The 20,443-nt window shown below is 68.0% G+C and carries 13 protein-coding genes and 1 pseudogene; 8 read left to right on the plus strand and 6 right to left on the minus strand.

What is annotated here, in order from left to right; translation table 11 throughout:
* The first annotated feature begins 28 nt into the window (after positions 1 to 28).
* From KGD87_RS23525 to KGD87_RS23535, 3 genes are all read left to right on the plus strand, one after another.
* Positions 29 to 376 (plus strand): hypothetical protein, encoded by a 348-nt coding sequence (locus KGD87_RS23525; RefSeq protein ID WP_284662726.1) that lies wholly within the window; start codon positions 29 to 31, stop codon positions 374 to 376.
* A gap of 330 nt (positions 377 to 706) precedes the next feature.
* Positions 707 to 1,834 carry a helix-turn-helix transcriptional regulator gene (locus KGD87_RS23530; RefSeq protein WP_284662728.1) on the plus strand — a complete coding sequence of 376 codons (1,128 nt, stop codon included), beginning with the start codon at positions 707 to 709 and terminating at the stop codon, positions 1,832 to 1,834.
* Positions 1,831 to 3,000, plus strand: coding sequence for a metallophosphoesterase family protein (locus KGD87_RS23535; protein ID WP_284662729.1), 1,170 nt, complete (start codon positions 1,831 to 1,833; stop codon positions 2,998 to 3,000). Before KGD87_RS23530 ends, KGD87_RS23535 begins: the two co-directional genes overlap by 4 nt.
* Here KGD87_RS23535 and KGD87_RS23540 read toward each other — a convergent pair.
* Positions 2,972 to 4,327, minus strand: coding sequence for a thioredoxin family protein (locus KGD87_RS23540; RefSeq protein ID WP_284662731.1), 1,356 nt, complete (start codon positions 4,325 to 4,327; stop codon positions 2,972 to 2,974). The two genes, KGD87_RS23535 and KGD87_RS23540, sit on opposite strands and share 29 nt — an antisense overlap.
* A gap of 107 nt (positions 4,328 to 4,434) precedes the next feature.
* Here KGD87_RS23540 and KGD87_RS23545 point away from each other — a divergent pair, with 107 nt between their 5' ends.
* Positions 4,435 to 6,177: a GTPase gene (locus tag KGD87_RS23545; protein WP_284662732.1), complete on the plus strand. Its 1,743-nt coding sequence runs from the start codon at positions 4,435 to 4,437 to the stop codon at positions 6,175 to 6,177.
* Between the two features lie 120 nt (positions 6,178 to 6,297).
* Positions 6,298 to 7,368: a hypothetical protein gene (locus tag KGD87_RS23550; RefSeq protein ID WP_284662733.1), complete on the plus strand. Its 1,071-nt coding sequence runs from the start codon at positions 6,298 to 6,300 to the stop codon at positions 7,366 to 7,368.
* Between the two features lie 141 nt (positions 7,369 to 7,509).
* On the opposite strand, the pseudogene KGD87_RS23555 reads toward KGD87_RS23550, so the two are convergent.
* The 3 genes and pseudogenes from KGD87_RS23555 to KGD87_RS23565 form a co-directional block, all read right to left on the minus strand.
* Positions 7,510 to 8,550 (minus strand): annotated as a pseudogene (locus KGD87_RS23555) (transposase); the annotation flags it as partial.
* 66 nt (positions 8,551 to 8,616) lie between these two features.
* Entirely contained in the window at positions 8,617 to 12,090 is a 3,474-nt protein-coding gene (locus KGD87_RS23560) for a hypothetical protein (RefSeq protein ID WP_284662734.1), read from the minus strand.
* A gap of 2 nt (positions 12,091 to 12,092) precedes the next feature.
* Entirely contained in the window at positions 12,093 to 12,404 is a 312-nt protein-coding gene (locus KGD87_RS23565; RefSeq protein WP_284662735.1) for a hypothetical protein, read from the minus strand.
* A gap of 584 nt (positions 12,405 to 12,988) precedes the next feature.
* On the opposite strand from KGD87_RS23565, the gene traA reads away from it, so the two are divergent.
* Both traA and traB read left to right on the plus strand, forming a co-directional pair.
* A complete protein-coding gene (traA, locus tag KGD87_RS23570; RefSeq protein WP_284662736.1) occupies positions 12,989 to 15,133 on the plus strand; it encodes an outer membrane exchange protein TraA in 2,145 nt (714 codons plus the stop codon).
* Complete coding sequence (gene traB / locus KGD87_RS23575; protein WP_284662738.1) at positions 15,130 to 16,764, plus strand: outer membrane exchange protein TraB; 1,635 nt, start codon at positions 15,130 to 15,132, stop codon at positions 16,762 to 16,764. The genes traA and traB overlap by 4 nt, the downstream gene beginning before the upstream one ends.
* Positions 16,765 to 16,789: 25 nt before the next feature.
* Here the strand turns inward: traB and KGD87_RS23580 are convergent, their stop codons facing one another.
* Both KGD87_RS23580 and KGD87_RS23585 read right to left on the minus strand, forming a co-directional pair.
* Positions 16,790 to 17,623: an Ig-like domain-containing protein gene (locus tag KGD87_RS23580; RefSeq protein WP_284662740.1), complete on the minus strand. Its 834-nt coding sequence runs from the start codon at positions 17,621 to 17,623 to the stop codon at positions 16,790 to 16,792.
* A 112-nt stretch (positions 17,624 to 17,735) separates the two neighbouring features.
* A complete protein-coding gene (locus tag KGD87_RS23585; RefSeq protein ID WP_502887958.1) occupies positions 17,736 to 19,649 on the minus strand; it encodes a lipase maturation factor family protein in 1,914 nt (637 codons plus the stop codon).
* Between the two features lie 135 nt (positions 19,650 to 19,784).
* On the opposite strand from KGD87_RS23585, the gene KGD87_RS23590 reads away from it, so the two are divergent.
* On the plus strand, positions 19,785 to 20,438 hold the full coding sequence (locus KGD87_RS23590) for an MBL fold metallo-hydrolase (protein WP_284662742.1): 654 nt from the start codon (positions 19,785 to 19,787) through the stop codon (positions 20,436 to 20,438).
* The last annotated feature ends 5 nt before the right edge of the window (positions 20,439 to 20,443 follow it).

Here is a 20,443-nt window from a genome sequence, read left to right on the forward strand (position 1 = left end):
TTTCCCAGGAACGGCCACGGAGTAAGCCATGACCCTGGGACTCGCGATTCTCGGACTCTTCACGGCGCTGCTATCCATGGCGGCCATCTTCCCCGTCCAGGAGCCGAAGTGGTTCGGCTTTGGCGTCCTGGCGGCCGCCTTCTGCGCGCTGGGCGGTGCCTTCAGCGGCCCCCACCTGCGCACCGCCATGCCCTGGAGCGTGGGCTCGGCGCTCGCCATCTGGGCCCTGGTGGGACTGGGAACGGGCGCCATCAGCGCCTGGCTGGGCTGGGCTGCGCTGGCCCTGGGCATGGCCTACCTGGGCCTGGGCATGCTTCATTTCCTGCGCAGGGTGGTGCCCGCCGGGCGGCTGCCTCGCGTCCTGCATGCTCCATGAGGTCGGGTGGGCCCACAAAGGCAGCCATCCTCATGGGTTGGCGCGCGGGCGACAGGCGTGTGGGAAAGGAGCGGCGCACCGGGCACCCGAAACCGAGCGCCCGGCGCGCGCTCACAGTCCACCGCGGCGGCCCTCCCCCCTGGGGGCCGACATGAGAGTGTTCCGCCACTGCCCCGTGTCCGGCTATGGGGGAAATCCCCGGGTCATTAAAAACCCAGAACATTTGAATGCCAGGAAGTTTCTGTCGGGACAATTCTGGACGTTCGAGATGTGCGTGAAGGGTGGTCAAGTACTGGGCGCAATCCCTGACGGGCGTATACTTCACAAACCGTGATTCGTTTGAATTCCGAGGAGCAAGGCCTGCTGACGGACCTTGAGGCAATGCTCGTGGAGGCCGAGCCCGGGACGGAATCCCTGCCCCCGGTGCTAGGTGCTTTACGAGAGGCTTTGCGGGCCGAACGCGCCGTGGCCTATGGCGTGGACGTGGGCCCCGAGCGCTACCACGCGAGCTACTCCTATTGCGCGGGCTTCCCACTCCCTACCGCGACAGTGAATGCGGCCATCGAAAACCAGGTGTCTGCCTGGGGAGACCCTTGGGGTTGGTTCAATCCCGCCCGGCCCGAGCCCGCGCAGCGCAACCGCGCGCTGCACTTCCGCTCGCTGACGGAGACCGAGGCGGCCCGCCAGCTGCCGCTGCATGACTTGTCTGCCAGCGAGGTGGGGCGCCGGCTGGGCATGAGCGAGGAGTCGCTGGAGAGCACCCGGGAGCGCATCAGCGTCCGCTCCGCGGCGATGTTCCGGCAGCTCGGCGTGGAGAACATGCAATGGCTGCGCACGCTCGTCTGTGATGGGCCGGTGCTCCTGGGCTGGGTGGGGCTGGCCCGCGCCGAGCCCTTCACCGAGCGCGAGCAGCGCCTGCTCCAGGCCCTGACGCCCGCGCTCCAGCGGCGGCTGACCATGGAGACGCGGCTGCGCGAGTCGGGCCTGATGTCCTCGGCGCTCCAGGTCGCCATGGAGGCGCTGGGGCGCGCCGCCTGGGTCGTCAGCTCCAGTGGCCGCGTGGTGCACGCCAACAACGCCGGCCGCGCGCGGCTGGAGCGGCCTGACCCGGAGCTGATGGAGTCCCTGCGCCGCGGCGCCCAGGGCATCCCCTGCTCCGGCCCGCTGACCATGACGCCGCTGCTCACCACCGGCCTGCCGCCGCACTACCTGGCCATCGACACCGGCACCGCGTCCAGCGCCGCCGCGCGCGTGCAGGCGCTGTCGGCGCGCTGGTCGCTCACCGCGCGCGAGTCCGAGGTGCTGACGCACATCATCCAGGGCGAGACGAACAAGTCCATCGCCGGCCGGCTGGGCTGCGCCGAGCGCACGGTGGAAGTCCACGTCACGCACCTGCTGAGCAAGGCACGGGTGGAGAGCCGCTCGGCGCTCATCGCCCGCTTCTTCCAGAGCTCGTGAGCAAGCCGCCATCCATCCAGGCCGCGCTCGCGCGGGCCGCCGAGGCCGCGGCGGAGGCGCCGCGCTCCGTCCCGGCGGAGGACCCGGTCTGGCGGCGGCGGCTCGTCATGGGGGACCCGCAGGCCGACCTGGACCAGGTCCTGGCCATCCTGGCGCACCACGGGCTGCTGACCCGCGAGGGTTGGCTTCGCTCCGACGTGCAGCTCATCTCGGTGGGCGACCACTTCGACTGGGGCAAGCCCGACGAGCGCGCGCCCGTCGCCGCCAGTGGGTTGGCGCTGGTGGCGTGGCTGGCCGCCCACCCGGCGAACCAGGCGGTGATGCTGCTGGGCAACCACGACCTGGGACGGGTGGGCGAGCTGGCCGGCTTCTCGGATGCGTGCTTCGCCGAGGCCCAGGCCGAAGCGGACCGCATCTACCAGGGTGGGGAGACGGACGAAGCCGCGGAGCAGGCGTTCCTCGCGCGCTGGCCGCAGGTTCCTTCCGCGGAGCTGGTGGCGCGCGACTTCGGCAACTTCCGCGAGGTGCAGCGCACCTGGGTGGAGCACCTGCTGCGGGTGAAGCGCTTCCGTGTGGCCCATGCCGCGGCGCCCGACCTGCTGGTGCTGCACGCGGGCGTCACGCGGGAGGACCTGGACGCGGCGCGCCTGCCTCCCGCGCGGCGAGGGGACGCGAACCCGGTGGCGGCGGCGCTCAACGCGGCCCTGGATGCGGCGGTGGCGGGATGGACTCGAGGCCCGCTCGTCATTCCGGGACTGCACCACCCGGGCAACGCGGCCCAGGGCGAGGGCACGGGCATCTTCTATCAGCGCCCCAGCCTGCTGCCCGAGGACGCCGAGCGGGTGCGCGGCACGCCCCGGCGCCGCTTCGACCCGAGGCGACTGCCCACGGGCCTGACGCAGGTGGTGGGCCATACCCGCGACAAGCGCAGCCGCGCGATGCTGGGGCTGCCACCCACCGGCGCCCGCGACGGCGTGCTGCGGCACCTCATCACGGACGGAGCGCGCGTGGACTACGCCCACGGCGCGCCGCCTCCGCCTGCCCCCGGCGCCGCGATGCTGGTGTTCACCGACGGAGCCATGCGCGAATGCCAGGCCCCGGACTACGCGCTGTTCGACCTGGACACCCGCGCGGCGGCTACCGCGCCGGGGCCTGAAGGCCGCTGAGCTTCTTCTCCAGCCCGGCCACCATGCGCGGCGACACCTGCGAGGCGGGCAGCGACTTCGCGAAGGTGATGGCCTCCTCCAGCGTCTTCACGGCGGACGCCGTGTCCTCGCGCGCCACGAGGATGTCCGCGCGGCCAGACAGCACCGACAGCCGCCGCGCGCCCTGAACGCGCGCCAGGGCACGGTCGCTGGCGGCGAGCGCGTCATCCAGCCGGCCGACGAGCCGGTACAGCGTCGAGAGGCGCGCGGGCGGGTTGTAGTCCTGGGGCAGGTCCTTCTCGCTCTGCTCGAGCGCGGGAATCGCCCGGGCGGGCGTCTCCAACTTCATGGCCGCGAGCATGCGGTGCGAGTCGAACACCGTGCGCGCCTGGGGGTTGGGCGCCTTCGCGGCCTCGGCCTCCAGGAACGCCAGCCACTCCTCCGACAGGGCCTTCACGGCCGCCGTGTCCTTCGCCACCTCGCGCGCCTGCACGCGCACCTCGTACAAGCCGGAGCGGTCATCCGCGGACATCTCGATGGCCGGAGGCGCTAGGGCCTCGGCCACCTTGGCCTCCAGGCCGCCGCGCAGCTCCGTCCCCGCCGCGTGCTCCTCCGGCAGCGACAGCACGCAGTACATGCCCAGCAGAGCGCCGTTGGCCCAGGACAGCGAGCGAGGCGTCTTCGGGAGCTCCTCCAGCGCCTTGCGCGCGCACGCCTCGTGCTGCTTCGCGCCGTACATCGCCGTCAGCAGCGACTCCACCGCGCGGCCCCGGCGGGACCAGTCCGCGGGTGCCTCGGCCAGGGCCTCCGCGAGCGTCTCCGCGGCTTCGGCCGAGCGGCCCTCCGCATAGAGCGCGTCCCCGCGAGCCAGCAGGGCCTCCGCGCCGGTGACGCCGCCCTGGTACGCGCGCTCACCGTCCTCGAAGAGCTTCTCCAACTGCGCCACGGTGGCGCTGCCGGCGAAGCGCAGCAGGGCCTTCTCCTCGCGCGGGTCGATGACGTACAGCGTGGGCCAGAACTCCACCGGGTACTTCTCCTGGAACGCCGCGTTCGACGTCAGGTCGGTGTTCACCTCCAGCCACACGAAGCGGTCCGCGTGCCGGGCCAGCGCCGCGTCGGACAGGACGTAGGCCTTCATCGACCGGCACGTGTGACACCAGGGCGCCCAGACGTCCACGAAGAGGGGGAGCCCCTTCGCCTGGGCCTCGGCGAGCGCGCGGGCGTAGTCATCCTCGATGAAGGGCAACGGCCCCTGGGCGTGAGCCGCTTCGGACGCGGGGGCGTTCGTGTTCGCGGCGGTGCAGGCGACGAGCCCCGACAGGAGCAGGCAGGCGGCGAGAAGGCGCATGGGGCGACCCTACCGCGCGCCACCCGCTCTGTCCCCGGCCGACACCTGGGAGGACAAGTGCCTGGGCACGGGGCGTCCCGCGTGCTGTGGTGCGAGGACTTCTGGTGATGAGAGACCCGTACGCCCTGCGCACCTTCCTCGCGTCCGCCCTGGACGCCCTGCCCGCTCCCGAGCGCTTCCCGGACGCCTCGGACGCCGAGCTCGCGCGCCGTCTGGCCGAACGCCTGCGCCGCGACCTGCTCCCCCGCCTGGGCTCCGCCGACGCGCCCCTGCTGCTGGTGGCCATCGCCGGCCCCAACAACGTGGGCAAGTCCACGCTCTTCAACTCGCTGGTGGGCGCGGCGCTGTCCCCCGCGAGGCCGGAGGGCGGACTCACCAAGCAGTGCCTGGCGGCGGCCCACCCGGAGACGTGGACCGGGCCGCTGAAGGACTTCCTGACGCGGCGTTATGACATCGTGCCCGTGGCCTCCGGCGACGCGGCGCCCGTGGACCAGGCGGGGCCTCCGGGCCGGCTGTACCTGACGCTGTCGGACGCGGTGCCGCGCGGGCTGCTCGTCATGGACACGCCGGACTTCGACAGCGTGTACCGCGACAACCGCGAGCGCGCGGAGGCGCTGCTCGTCACCGTGGACGTGCTGGCGTTCGTCGTGAGCCGGCAGACGTACCAGAACGCCGCGCTGGTGGACTTCCTGCGCGCGGCCGTGGGGCACGGGCGGCCGTACCTGCTCGTCTACAACGAGGCTACGCGCGAGGAGGTGGCCCGCGGGCACCTGGACAAGCTCGCCGCGGACGTGGGCCACCCGGCGCTGGCGCGCTACCTGGCGCCGCACCAGCCCGACGTGGAGGCGGGACTGAAGCCCCTGGCCACGGAGCCGCTGGACGGGAAGCCCGCGCTGGGCGCGCTGCTGGGACAGGCCGAGCACGCGCGCGAGCTGAAGGCCCGGGCGCTGGAGGCCTCGCTCGCGGATGCACGCGCGGAGCTGGAGGCCGTGTCGCGCGCGGCCTCGGAGGCGGCGCGGGAGCCCGACCGGCTCCGCAAGCGGCTGCGCCACGAGCTGGACGTGGTGGGGGCGCACGCGGCGCTGAAGGCCGTGCCGGCGGACGTGCTCATCGACGCCTTTCGCGACGAACTGGATGCGCGCAGCCAGTTCCACAAGTGGGTGCGCCTGCCCTTCCGGGGGCTGGCCACGGCGCTCACCTTCGTCACGCGCAAGGTGCGCGAGTCCTTCACCGCGCCCGAGGCCCCGAGCGCGGACACGCCGACCCACGCGGTGGACGAGACGCTGAAGGACGGCGTGCGGCGGCTGGTGGAGGCCTTCGCTCCGGAGGTGGCCGCGTGGCGCGCGGACGCGCAGACGCGAGCGAAGCTGGAGGAAGCCTTCGGTCCGGTGACGCTGACGAAGCTGGAGGAGCCGCTGGGCTTCGAGCCCCTGCACGCGCACGCGGCGGACCGGGCCACGCTGTATGCGTACTGCCGGGAGCTGGTCTCCGCGGAGCTTCAGAGCGGCATGCGGGAGGAGCTTCTCCAGACACTGACGACGCTGGTGTACTCCGTGCCGTCAGGCGCGGCGGCGGCGGTGACGGTGGCCACGGGCGGCATGGGCCATGACGCGGTGGTGTGGGCGGGCACGCTGCTGTCCACGCCGCTGATGGAGCGCTTCGTGGACCTGCTGGGCGCCCAGGTGCGGGCCCGGGTCACGAAGAAGTGGGCGGAGGCCCACGGCGCCACCCTGTCGAAGGCCCTGGAGGCGCGGTACTTCTCCGACATCCTGAAGCAGCTCGACGGGCTGGCCAGCGACTGGGACCAGACGGCTGCCCGGCTGGACGAGGCCCGGGCAGGCTTGTCGTGAGGGGCCGTGCGCCCTGAGTGGACTCGGCGACGCTGACACCCTGGTGAGGGAACGAGCACCTGGGCCCGCTGTCACTCCGTCCGTGCGTGCCCGGCGGCAATGCGCCATGCTGCGCGCCTCATGAACGGCTCGGACCCAGCCGGACTGGGCTCGCCCCCTCTCGTCCTCTCCTTCCGTCACCTGCTGACCGACGCCGTCAGCACGTTCCTGGACGAAGCACGCATGTCTTGCGAGCTGACGGCGGACGCCATTGGCGAGCTCATCGTCACCTTGTCGCGCTATCGCGAGGAGGGCGCCCCGCTGTTTCCCATGGCCTTCGTGGGAGACGACCTGGGGCAGATGCTCGAACACCTGGGCGGGCATGACCCGATTGCCATCGGCATCGGTCCGCGTTCGCGCGCCACCATCCAGCGCGCGCTCAAGCAGTGCGCGCCGCTGGGCCAGGGGCGCTGGTGGGCGCTGTACCTGCTGCGCGTCCCGGAGGGCTTCGCCTACGGCGTCTTCCGGACGGACCCCTTCCCTCTCGCGGAGACGCCGCTGGAGCGGCTGCGCCGTGTCGAGGACAGGGGCGCGGGCGTGGTGGGGGTGCTTCAGCTCGCCGACAACATCCTGGAGCTGCGCTCGGGCGGTGGGCTGTGCCGGCATGTGTACCTGTCCGGCGCGAGGGTGGAGGCGGCCTCACCGCCGGAGGTGATGGATGAGCTGGCGGACGTCGTCACGGCCGGCGTCACCACGCACAGTCGCGAGCGGGCGCGCGGGTTCTTCCGCCGGGTGCTCTTCGAGGTGATGCAGGGCTCCCACGGCGCGCTCGTGGCGGTGCTGCCCCGGGAGCGCGCGGGCTCCACGCTGTTCGTGGACGGCATCATCCTGCCCCGTCCGTTGGACATCGTGGCGTTGCTGGAGCGCTACCACGTGGACCCCACCGACAGCTCGGGCACCGCCGTGCGCGCCGCCGCGCAGTTGCTGCGGGGGATGATGGCCACCGATGGCATCACCGTGCTCCGCGCGGATGGCTGCATCGTGGGCTACAACATCTTCGTGCGACATCCGGAGACGCTGGCCAGCCAGCCGTCCGTGGTGGGCGGCGCCCGGCGGCGGACCTTCGAGGTGCTGTGCGCGGCGCTGGGCACGGAGCTCACCGCCGCGTTCATCCGCTCCCAGGATGGGGACGTGAGCTGCAAGCGGGTTTGAACTTTCCAGTCCGAGGAAACGATGTTGCGAATCGAAACGCTCTTACTGGATGAGCTGCGAGGCGCCAGGCTGTCCGACATCGTGGCGCTACTGGTCGCGCGCGGAACCTGTCAACGCGAGTGAGACAGTGAGTTCGAGAGATTACTGCGCAGCTACCTGTGAGGCAGAGAGCCGCGCGGGGTCATTTATCCAGACGATGGTTGGCGGGGCCTTCGGCTTGGGTGCACCACGAGGGAAGCGCTCAGGGTGAGCGGCGTAGGCCGCGGCGAGCACCGCGCTCCGGGCCGCGAGGCGCTCGGCCGCTAGGCCATGGTGCACGTCGTAGGGCGTCAGCAGGCCGAGGCCGCCGTAGTGGTGCTCGTTGTTGTACCAGCCGAAGAAATTTCCGAAGTAGCCGCGAGCGTCCTGGATGCAGCCGAAGCATTCTGGAAAGTCGGGCTGGTACTTCGTCGTCTTGAAGTGGGCTTCGCTGAAGGGGTTGTCGTTGGAGACGTAGGGCCGCGAGTGCGTCTTCGTCACGCCCAGGTCGGCCATCAGCAGGGCCACCGGCTTGGAAGTCATGAAGGAGCCCCGGTCGGCGTGAATCGTCAATTGGCCGGGCACCACGCCCTGGCGCTCGCAGGTTGTCGCCAGCAGCTTCTTGGCCAGGGTGGCCGACTCGCGGTGGGCCTCCATCCACCCGACGACGTAGAGGTAGAAGTACGTCCACTTCGACGGGCCGTGCAGCTTCGTTATGTCCCAGCTCCAAAGCTCATTGGGCCTCGTCGCGTGCAGTTGGGGCACCGGGTGGTTGGGATGGCGCAGCTGGCCCGCGGCGCTCGCGCACCTCCTGATTCTCGGCGAGCACCCGGTACATGGTGCGCTCCGAGCACAGGTAGCGCCCCTCATCGAGGAGCTGCGCGTAGACTTCCGCGGGCGCGGCATCCACGAATCTCGGCTCGTGCAGCACCGCGAGCACCTCGGCTCGCTGCTCGGGCGACAGGGCCCGCGGCTGAGGGCCTCTGCGCACCGGCCCGTGTAGGGGCCGAGCCTGCCGGTAGAAAGTGGCGCGAGGCAGCCCCAGTGCCTGACACACCGGCGCCACGCCCAGTGCGTCGACAGCTCCAGTGCCACGGCCATCAGGGCGTCTCGCCGGGCGTGGGCAGCTCCACGTCTAGGATTTCCGAAACTTTTAGCACCTAACAAGGTCCGGTTTGATGAGCATCACCCTATGGCGGCCTGGCTCATCCCTTACGATTATTAGGCGTACTAAGACCGAGCGGCAGTCCAAGCACGAATGGTCCGGACAAGCCAATCTAAATGAATAGAGGCAAGCGGCAGTAGCCTGCGCAATATGTGCACCATGAGGTCGGTGACTTGCTGGACATCATGGCCTCTCGTGAGCCGCGAAAGCAATGCATCGATAATGACGTCTCGATGCGGTGTCGCCGATGGCTCCAGAATGATAGCCCTGAGCGCTTTCGCCCCTACAACACCTGCGCTCTCTGTGGTGCAACGAGGCCCCTCTAGGCAAGAGAACACGGCGGCAACTTCCGAAGTGACCTGCCATTGATGGCGTTTGAGGACAACCTCTATGATGTCGTGGTTCACCGAGAGGAAGCTGTACTTGGCTACCGCCAAACGCTCCACAATGCTCGCATATTCGGGAAGAGCCAAGCGGCCCTCCCGATATGCCGCTAGCGCTACAGCTTGAATAGAAACAGTACATGTCTGATTCTTGGCTCGGGCCAGCACTCCAAGTGCATGATCGTCACAAAGCACGATACCATCTGTCGCCGCTGCCTCCGCGAGCAGATCTGACGTTGGCTCCCCTAGCATCTCAATCACGTTCTGCCACTCAGGAGGCGAGGGCTCAAACCGAGAGTAGGCAGGCCACGGCGAGGCCACCTCACGCGCGGTTTTTTGGACCCGAGCAAGGAACCCGTGAAGATCTCCAAGCGGCGCGATCTTGAGTCGCCCATCCTCGCCTACCGACACATACATTCCTTCACCCGTGCCTTTCACCATTGCCCGAGCGGCATGGGTATGCAAATCATCAAGAAGACTTTGCATGACACGGGCATGACCTACCAATTGAACCAACTTCTCCCGCAACCCATCATCAAGCAACACAAGCGTCATTAATGCAGAGTAGTCAAGATACAGCGGTGCAGTGCGCCTCCCAATTACGCGCGCAGCCACATTCAACTCCTGCTCCGCGCCAAGGGAAAAACAAATCCCATCCTCATCAGCAATGAGTCCAGACCACACAACTGGCACAGGGCGATGCAATGCACTCGCAAGCGCCGCGAGCGGCAGCTTCCACTGAGCATACATCGCAACGAACTCTTTGATACGTGCCGAGTCCCCCTGAAAGGCAAGTATTGTCTTAGTGATTCCTGCAGGATCGTTGTATGGAACCTCGACCTTCCACAGCCCAGTGGCATCTGGAAACCTGTCGTTGAAGCCCGACATTGTCTCCTGAAATGCACGAACGTAGTTCGACTTGATATTATCTATTCGGTAGTTCGTCTGCATCAGCGGACTTGAAGCCCCTGAAACCTCGTCTCCCACCCGCTTACCGATTAGTCGAGTGGCCCACGGGTCAGACGCCTTGACCCATGTTGCGGCATCTGGGATCAGATCTTCATCTCGAACGATGGACACCTCACGCGAAGTGCCCTTACCTACCACTGAAAGCGTCACTGTGGTCCCAGGTGACACAGCGTCCACCTTTAGACCATCAGCCTCATCCCGTTCCCGACGCAGGAAGAGTCCAATGTAACCCTGTTGGATTTGTGCTTGATCCCGGCCACGCTCCCAAGCGCGGTAGCCATATGTCAGGGCACGTCTGTCTTGCACCTCGCTCAAAAGGTGCGCGAACGTCATCAATGAGTGGGCGTCCTGCCCTCCTTCCATCTCAGATGCCTCAACGGACAGTGTTTCTGCCGCCTGCTCTCTTTTCCCCTGACGCAGTAGGAGGGTCGCCAAGCAGTTGATGTCGCAAAGATGAGACCTACGGTTCAGCAAGAGCCTACGCTGAAACTCCGTCGCTCTGTCGATATCACCTGCTATTGAGGCAAGAGCAACAGCCATTTCAATGATTTGGACTGGAACATGCTCGCGCGCCAAAAAGCCATTGGTGATGGTGTGTGCCCGCTTTAGTGCCCCTGTATTGAACAGCGAAACTGCCAAGGCCTGAGTTGCTTCATCATTGAGGGTCGTGCTATCCAGAGGCTCCAAGGTGGCGATGCAGTCTGCATAATTTCCCCACAGAGCTTGTCTGTAGCCTAGTTCCTCCCGAACCTGCTGGCTGCCTACGCTGTCAGTTAGCGAGAGTGCCTTCTTAAATGAAGACATCGCCTGAGTTCGGTCTCCTGAAATTGCGAAGTGCCGTCCCAAGTGGAGCCATGCATTCCAGGACCCAGAATCCTCTCGAATCAGCGTATCAACAGTTTTCTTGCCAAGCTCCAGACGTTGGAGTCGTCGGCAAGAGTTGAGCACCATCGCTGCCCCGTGTATGCGATGTCTCTCATCTTGAAACGTTTGCCATGTATTAGCAAGGAGATCAATCACCTCAGCGTCTGCATGCGCGGCATGCAGTGCCTCCGCTAACTGGAGCCGAACATGTGGGTGTTGGTCAGCCAGGCCGGAGTCGCGAATAATGCGCGTGGCGGCAGCAAATTCATCGCGCTCCATCAGCACAGCGGCGTGATTGACCACGGCCGAGACACTAAAACGTGAATTGATGCTCCGACTGGCTTCAAATTTCCTCAATGCTTGTTCCGAATTCCCAAGCAGAGACAGCACCAGCCCACAGTGAGCCAACAACTCCGCACGAACGTCGTGCAGACCAAGCGGGCATGATTCCAGCGCGCGCTCGAAATGCGCGAGCGCCGCCTCCAGCCGAGCCTGAGGCAACTCCTTGTCTATCGATACAAAACCAGCACCCCCAACGACTGCCCCAGCAATCCCTAGCTCGCGCATCCCATTGAGTACGTGAGCCTCTCGGGCAGTTTCCGCATTGGTTGTGGCGACGCGAAGAGCCTCGTCTACGCCATCTGTATCACCTTTAGCTATTCTTACCTGCGCGACTGCGAACTGGACATGCGCGTCGTAGGCTGTCCAAGCTTCCTCACGCAAGAACGCTTCAATGTCTTCATGACGCCCGAGACGGAACAGCGCAGCGATACGAAGCGCACCGGCTTGCCCTTTCACGGATAGATTCGTGACAGGCTTCCTTAGCAGGTCCAAGGTGCGAGCAGGCTCATCCGCATGCAGGTGCGCTGTCGCAAGGTTACTCCTCGCCAAGTCGTCGTTGGGCTCAATGCTGAGAGCTTTATTGAACTCGGCCTGAGCCTCGGAGAAGCGCCCAAGGCCCAGAAGACATACTCCAGTATTGTTTGCGATTCGAAAACGCGACCTCGACAGGTTTGGCTTAGAACCGCATTTCTGTTGGAGGAGGTGGAACCCTTCCAACGCTTCGCTGAAGAGGTGGCGTTTAATGAGTCCAACGTTGGCATCGATTTCTGGCGCGAGAGGATCGTCATCCACAGCCTCACTACTGCGATGCCCAGCCGGAAAAACGACTCGGAGTAACTCTTTTACATCACCACTGGAGGCATCAATATTTAGACTGAGGTTGTGGATGCTGGCAGCGACGACAGCAGTCTTCGCGTTGACCTCCTCCACGAGCGGGATGGTCTTCACAGCTACCGGCAGAGGATTCTCTTCGTCAGACATGTTTACATATTGATGGTGTGGATACTTTGCGCAACAACGACCTTCTCGGCGTCAATGCGGCCAACAAGCATGCCGACAGAGCCTGTATCTTGCCTAAGCACCTGGATGGTCTGTGCCACATGATTGGGATGTGCCTGGAGATGCTCGGCTGTCGCCTGTGCAAGGCCGTCCACAGGCGGTGCCGCGTCCCACTTAAAGATCTTAAGCACACTCTCCCATATGCTTTTTCCAGCCCCGGACGCTAGTCCCTCCGCCACCTTGGTGCCGAGGACTGTGATGGCTGAGGTTACGGTCGCAAGGGTTACCGGATCCATGAAGTATTCCCCTTTAGAAGCGGAGCGGATGGCTGAATGGGAGAGCGGGCTATTATCGCGGGCACGCGGCGTTGGGGCAAGTGCGTGCACCGGGCCAAGTCGAGCAGCGATTCCGGAGCAAGGCAAGCACCGGTACCGGCGCTGCCGAGCATTCACGATGAAGAGGGGGGCGAAGCAGACAGGAGCGTACGACGCTGGGAGCAATGGGCCACTCTAGCCTCTCTTTCGGAGGTAGAGCGTGTCCCTTCGGCGAACGTGCGTGAGCGTGCCGCCGGGGGCCAGTAGACAGGAGGCAGGCGTGGAGCGCTGGTGCCTGCGCTGCATGATGCCGCCAACGAGCTTCCCTCCCCCGAACCCCCTCCGCACCAACTACACACGATTCGGGACTTGACCGTTCTCGCTGGAGCGCATCGATTCGGAGTTCGTCACGCTGATGAAGGCACCGACTCATCCTCGTGACGCCACGAAACCTGTATTCCTCACTATTCAGAGTAGCAGCGGCCCACTGAGTCGCCGCCGTTGAGCGCCCCTTGGAGGACCTGGGACGTCGTAGCGGAAAGCCGCACGTTGCCGGAATTGCGGTTGTGGGAGATATCCCGCATTGTTGCGGGGCTTTGAAATCGCCCGTGTCCCGCATCGCGCGTACCGCGCTCACTGTCTTCTCGGTGTGCCTCGCGGCCTCGACCGCCTGGGGCCAGAAGTTGCCCGATGTCGTCGTCCAAGGGCCCCCCATTGCCCCCGCACTCGCTGGTGATGGGCAGGGCCTGTGCGTGGCGTCCAATGTGTGGACGCGCCCCTTGAATGAGTTTCCGCAGGCCCGCGGAACGTACATCGACGGTATCAACGGCTTCCTTGAGGAACCCGCCAGCAGGCAGAGCCGTGTCACAACGGTGCTGCGGACACCATTCGACCTGTCCAACAACCTCAACGACGGGCGCACGCTGAGCTATGGGGACTTCGTCAATCAGGTCACGGCCCCCGGGTGCTCGATTGGCGGATGCACCTTCACCGTCATCGAGGACAACGACGCCTTCACCCCGTTCGCGTCGCGATTTCGCGGTTACCTGAACGTCACTGCGGATCTGGCGGGCCAGCCGCTTCACTTCGGCTACTACGTGGACGACGGCATCAGCCTCGTCATCTACGACCGCAGCCAGGCCTACCAGGTCATCAACCGACCGCCGGTGCTCGGATTCGCAACGTGGCGAACCACCAACAGCGTTACGTTCAATGCGCCGGGGCTGTACGCCGTCGAAATGCTCTACTCGCAGGTCGGCGAGCACGCGGCCCTCGAGCTGTCGATGGGAACGGGCGCCTTCACTGACTTCGAGCGCGCCGCGAACCAGCCGCCCGTCGTCAACCTCTTCAGCTCCGGCTTCCAGCTCCTCCGTCCCGCGCAGTTCTTCCAGACGGAGAACGGCCTCCCCTCCTTCGAAGGCCAGCTCGACCGCTGCGAGCAGTGCAACCGCGGCAACGCGAACGCGCCCGGCAACGGAGGCTGCGGCTCCTTCTTCCACTGCAATGCCGCGGCACTCTGCGCCCCCTGCGACTCCTCGCTCTTCTGCGGCGACTCCTGCTCCCCGTGCGGCGAGTCCACGCCCCACTGCGCCAACATCAACGGGAGCACCCAGTGCGTGCAGTGCACCGAGGACGGCCAGTGCCCGAACGGCCGCTGCGACCTCGAAACGAACCAGTGCACCGGCTGCAACGAAGACAGCGACTGCGCCACCGGCGCCTGTGACGCAGAAACGTTCACCTGCGTCGAGTGCAACGACGACAGCCAGTGCCCCAGCGGCGAGTTCTGCGCCACCGACCTCCACGAGTGCCGCGAATGCACCCTGGACGCCCACTGCCCTCAAGGCGAGTCCTGCACCAACAACGTGTGCTCGCCCTGCGCCACCGATGATTCGTGCGCCGGCAACTCCTGCAACTGCTGCCCCAACGGCACCCAGTGCACGGCGCTGACGCCCGGTGCCACACCGACCTGCGTGGAGTGCACCACCAGCAGCCAGTGCGCCGCCGGCCAGCAGTGCGACACCGCCAACGGCCGCTGCGTGGACAGCGTGCCTTCCTGCAACACGGCCGACAGCTGCGGCCCTGGCTGCGTGAAGTGCCCCGGCGAGCGCCCCTACTGCCTCGACGGCGAGGTCTGCGTCCAGTGCCGCAATGACCTGGAGTGCGGCGACGGCCAGTTCTGCCTCAGTGGCGAATGCGCGTCCTGCACCACGGACCGGCACTGCGGCCCCCGCTGCGGCGCCTGCGGCGGCGACACCCCGTTCTGCCTCTCCAATGGCACCGCGCAGGGCAGCACCTGCGTGGGCTGCACGGATGACGGGGACTGCGGCAGCGGCGTGTGCAACCCCACCACGCGCACCTGTGAGAACTCGGGCGCGTGCGCGGTGACGTGCGAGCCGGGAACGGTCTGCGACGGCACCGCCTGCGTGGAGTGCTTCGCGGATGCCCACTGCCCCTGCGGCGGCACCTGCGACGTCGCGACGAACACCTGCTCCACCGCCTGCTCCGACAGCGGAGACTGCCTGGGCGTGGAGCACTGCTCCGCGAAGACGATGGCGTGCGAGCGCGGCCGCCGCAAGCCGGGCACCGAGCCCCAAGGCGGCGCCTTCTGCTGCGGCACCACCGCCGACGCCACACCCGCGGGGAGCACCACCTTCCTGCTGCTGCTCGCCGCGGGCCTCATGTTCCTCCGCCCCCGGCGCACCGCGCGATGAAGCCCTCCCACCTGCTCCTCCTCGTGGCGCTGGGGTTGTCCACCGCCGCCACCGCTCAGCCGGATGCGCGCTTCAACGTGCAACTCTTCCGTCCGTCCGGCGCGCCCCAGGACCTGGTGGTGGTGCAGCAGTCGCGTCCGCTGTCACACCTGTCCGTCTCCGCCGGTCCGTACCTCAGCTACTCGCTCAACCCCCTGTCGCTGGTTCCGGAGGGCGGCGACCTGAGCAAAATCAACCTGGTCGGCAACCGCCTCCAGTTGGACGTCATGGCCACCGTCGGCCTCTTCGACTGGGCCGAAATCGGCGTGGACATGCCGCTCATCCTGGCCCAGGGCGGCGACAACCTGGAGGTCATCGGCACCGAGGGGAGCGTGGAGAGCTTCGTCCTCGGCGACCTCCGGCTTTCGGGCAAGGTGGCCATCCCCGGCCTGCGTCGGCCCGCCGAGGGCAAGGGCTGGGGCGGCGCGGTGACGCTCAACGTGAGCTTCCCCACCGGCGCCCAGGACGCCTTCGCCGGAGACGGCGAGCTGACGTGGGCCCCCGGGCTGGTGCTGGACTACCGCTTCGAGAACGGCATCCTCCTGGCGCTCAACGGCGGCTTTTGGCAGCGCCCGGACCGCGTCTTCAGCGGCGTCTCCGTGGGCGACATGATGCCCTTCGGCGTCGGCGCGGAGGTCCCCATCCTCCGAGGCAGCGGCGTCACCGCCGTGGGCATGGTGCACGGCGCGGTGGGGCTGCAGAAGCAGCCCGATGAGCCCCGGCAGGTCCCCGCGGAGGCGCTCTTCGGCCTGCGCTGGTACAGCTCCACCGGCCTCACCTTCACGTTCGGCGGCGGCATGGGCTGCGGCTGCTCCATTGCCTCGCCCTCGCTGAGCTTCTTCACCTCCATCCTGTGGATTCCGGCGAAGACGCGCGAGTGGGAGGCGCTGGAGCGCTTCAAGGAGCCGCCCGAGCCGCTGCCTCCGCCCGTCGACCCGGATGGCGACGGCGTGATTGGCGAGTCGGACGCGTGCCCCGACGTGGCCGGCCCCGTGGCCAACATGGGCTGCCCGGACACGGACAAGGACGGTGACGGCGTGGTCGACCGGCTCGACCGCTGCCCGGACCAGCCCGCCGGCAGCCGCGGCAAGGACGGGTGCCCGCTGGCCCGCCGCGACGGCAACCGGATTGTCATCCTGGAGCAGCTCAACTTCGCCACCGACCAGGACATCATCCTCTCCGAGTCCTTCCCCATCCTGGAGGAGGTCGCGCGGGTGATGAACGAGAGCCCCGAGGCCGACCGGGTGCACATCGAGGGTCACACCGACTCGCGCGCCAGCGATGCATACAACCTGGACCTGTCGCGCCGCCGCGCGGCCAGCGTCATGCGCTTCCTGGTGGAGAGCGGCGTGGCGGCGGAGCGACTGTGCTCGCAGGGCTTCGGTCGCTCGCGGCCGGTCGCGGACAATGCGACGGAAGAAGGCATGGCGCTCAACCGCCGCGTCGACTTCACCATCCAGCCGCCGAGCGACGGGCCTCGCCCGCCCTGCCCGGAGGACGCGGACGCCAAGAAGCGCAAGCGCCCCACCAAGAAGGCTCCGGCCTCGCCCAAGTCGAAGTCGAAGGCTCCCGCGGCGACGCCGAAGCCTTGACTCGCGCGGTCGCCGCGAAGCGACGCTACGGGACGACGAACTCCGCCGCCGACCGCCGCCGGCCGGCGACCACGGACACCACGGCGCGCCCGGAGCCCACCGCCGTCACGCGGCCTTCGGGTGACACCGACACCACGGAGGAGTCCGACGTGAAGAACTCCAGCGGCACCGTGTCCAGCACGACGCCGCTGCGATTGAAGGCGCGCGCCTGAAGCTGCACGGACTGCCCCCGGCGCTGGAAGGCGTGGTGCGTGAGGTTGAGGCCCAGCCGCGCGAAGTCCGCCGGCACCACCTGCACCGCGATGTGCCGGCTGAGGTGCCCCAAGGTCGCGCTCAATACCGTCTTGCCCGGGCGCACGGCCACCAGCTGCCCTTCCTCCACCCGCGCCACCGTCTCATCCGAGACGCGGAAGCTGGGCGTGGCGTCCTGCAACGAGGAGCCCTGCTCGTTCCTCGCCACCACGCGCAGCTTGATGACGCGCCCCACCTCGAGGAAGTCCGAGCCCGGGGCCCGCACGTCCAGCGAGTTGAGGATGGTCAGCTCCAGCGGCAACGCCGCGCGGACCTTGCCCCCCGTCGCGCCGATGGTCGTCCTCCCGGACTTGCGCACCGTCAGCAAGCCCTCCTGGACCTGCGCCACGTCCGGCGCGGAGCTGGTCCACCGCAGCTTCGGGTCGGACATGGGCCGGCCTTCCGCGTCGAAGACCTCGTACGCCAGCTTCACGGTCTGCCCAGGCGTGCGGAGGTACTTCGTCTCCAGCGGCTCCAGCTTCATGGTGGTGGGCGTGGGCCCGCAGGCGCTCAGCAGCCCGATGACGGCGACAAGAGGGAGGCGAAAAGGAATACGCGGCGTCTTCACGGCGTCACGACGGCGGAGATGGGTGGGAAGCCTCCATTGTAGCCCCACCCCGTCGTCGGCGTATGAAAAGGGGCCCTCGACCTTCAGGGCCGCACGCCTGCTCCCACCCGCCTCACGCCCCGGCCTGCCATTGCAGCGCGGGAAGGCGTCCACGAGGCCGAGGCCCTGGCGCCAGCGACAGGGGCGACACGTAGAGACCCAGCCGCTCGCGCCGCCACCAGATGCCCGTGCGCCGCCGCTCGGCCACGTCCGTCATCCGGTAGTCGTACAGCACCGCTCGCACCATTCGAGGCGGCCGGTCCGGGAAGGGGTTGCCCGCCAGCAGGCCCAGGACCTCCGGCGAGCCCTCCAGCAGCCGGGCCAGGAGCGCGACGAACCAGCCAGGGGGCGAGCCGAGCGCGGCGAACCACATCTGCCAGTCCAGCCTCGGCTGGTGGGGCGCCACCTGCCGGGGAGGCCGGGCCGGGTCTCCCGCCTTGTAACGGAAGGAGTATTCCTTCCACTGCTCGCCGTCGTCGGAGCCCTCCACGAGGATTTCCGGCCGCTGCACCGTCATCATGCTGAACAGGCCGTAGGGATTCACCGAGCGCAGGGGCCGCGCCTGGGACTCCAGCCACGTCATCATCGCGCCGACACGCTCGGGCCGGTGCCGCTGCCACCCCTCGAACCGGCGAAGCACCTCCGACACCCCCAGCACCAGCAGCGGCGCCCCCCCCAGCGCGGACACACCCGTGCGCCACCAGGGCCGAGGCTGGGCGGGGGGCTCGTCCTTCAACGGCAGCACCCGCCGCAGCGCCGCGTCGTCCAGGAGCCACACGCCCAGCACCCAGGCCTGGACGTTGAAGAAGCCGTAGTTCCCCGTGGCGGCGATGGCGGCCTGCAAGCCGCTCAGGCTCCCGAAGGCGAACTGCCGCAAGCGCCGGGGCCCGAAGGCCAGGAAGGGCACCACCGTCTCCAGCCAGAGCACCGCCCCGGTCGAGGCCCGCTGGAGCCGGCGAGGCAGCTGATGCGCGTACCAACCGCCCCGCGTGGGCAGCGGCGCCGTCTCGTAATAGTGCTCGCACGCGGTCAGCTCGCGCCAGGTCCGGTCTCCCGACTTGAGCTTGCTCAGCCCCGAGCCGAAGTAGAGCCGGAACACGAGCAGCCGGAAGAGGAACACCTCCAGAGAGGAGGGCTCGTCACGGCCCAGGCCCGGCCGCGAGCCCCGGGGCGCGGTGAGCGCCGCCAGCAGCCCCATCTCCAGCAGCAGCACGTCCCACTGGAAGGAGAGGAACTCACGCCCCACGGCCACGTAGGAGAGGTACAGCGCCCACAGCGACGACGCGCTGAGCCGGGGCGCAACGTTGAAGAGCAACGCCAGGGACAGCACCTGCCCCGCCCAGCACCCACGCACCAGCGCGGCGTCCGACGCGTCCCACCAGAACAGCGACGGGATGCGCCGCCACCGCGCGAGCGCCGAGGGTTCCTCGCGGCGCTCCGCGGCCAGACGCTCCGCCACGGGCCGGAGGCCTTGCGTCCCATACAAGCCCCGCACCTGCCGCCCCAGCGACGTGAAGGCGATGAGGAACGTCCCTCCCAGCAGCCGCAGGAAGACCCAGCGCACCCACCGGTATTCGTGCGGCACCACCGCGCGCCCGAAGAGCCAGCGGTCCACGCCCGCCACCTGACGGCGATGCCGGGCCACTACCGCGTAGACGCCCTGGGCCAACTGCAACACCCCCGGCATCAACCCCAGCCGCGCGGCCACCCGAGTCCCCCGGCGAGGTGACGCGGCGAGCGCGCGGAAGAGGGCCTCCGCGCCCTGGGACACCCGGCCGGAGGGTTCCACCAGTTGCATGGCCCTGCGCATGTCCGCCTTCGGGATGCCCAACAGCCAGCGGCGCCACCCGCTGCCCGGCCGGTAGCGGACGCGGTCCCCGGTGCGCCACCTCCAGCGCGCGGCCCAGCGCCGGCAGAACGCGCAGTCGCCGTCAAAGAGCACCAGGGGCCGTGCCAGCACACCGCGAGACAGTCGCGCCGTCATCATGCGGGAACGTTGTGCCGTCCCACGGACGACGTCCCCGTGTCCTCGGGCGCCCGCCATGGAAGAAGCCGAGCATCCAGGCCGTGGCCTCCCTCCCGGCCCCGGTGACACCGCCCGCGGGTGCCTAGCTTTGTCCGCATGAGCGAGCCCAAGGGGAAGGCGAAGCGGACAAGCGAGCTGGTGCCCGGCGTCCACCACTGGACCCTCTCCGATGACCGCATCGGCGGCGCGCGGAGTGACGCGTATGCCGTGGTGGACGTCGACGGGGCTGTCGTCCTCATCGACCCGCTGCCCATCGACGAGGCGGCGCTGCGCGCGCTGGGGAACATCTCCGCCATTGTCCTGACGGCGGGAAACCACCAGCGCTCCGCGTGGCGGCTGCGCAAGGCCTTCAAGGTGCCCGTCTGGGCGCCCGAGGGCGCACAGGCGCTGGAGGAGCAGCCCGACTTCTTCTACGTCGCGGGAGACACGCTGCCCGCCGGGCTCATCTCGTTCCACACGCCCGGGCCCACCGAGGCGATGTACACGCTGTGGATGCAGCAACACCCGCGCGCCGTCGCGTTCCTCTCCGACCTGCTCACGCACGAGGAGGGGGAGACGCCGGAGTTCGTCCCCAGCGAGTATCAGGACGAACCGCTGCGCACCCGGCACAGCGTCCAGCGCATCCTGGACCACCTCCCCGTGGAGACGCTGTGCTTCTCCCACGGGGCGCCCATCCTCCGCGACGGCTCCCGCGCGTTGCGGCTCGCGCTGGAAGAGGACATGGAGTCACCCGCCGCGCCAGCGCCCTGAGCGGG

The sequence above is a fragment of the Myxococcus sp. SDU36 genome, from assembly GCF_030168875.1.
Lineage (GTDB): Bacteria > Myxococcota > Myxococcia > Myxococcales > Myxococcaceae > Myxococcus > Myxococcus vastator.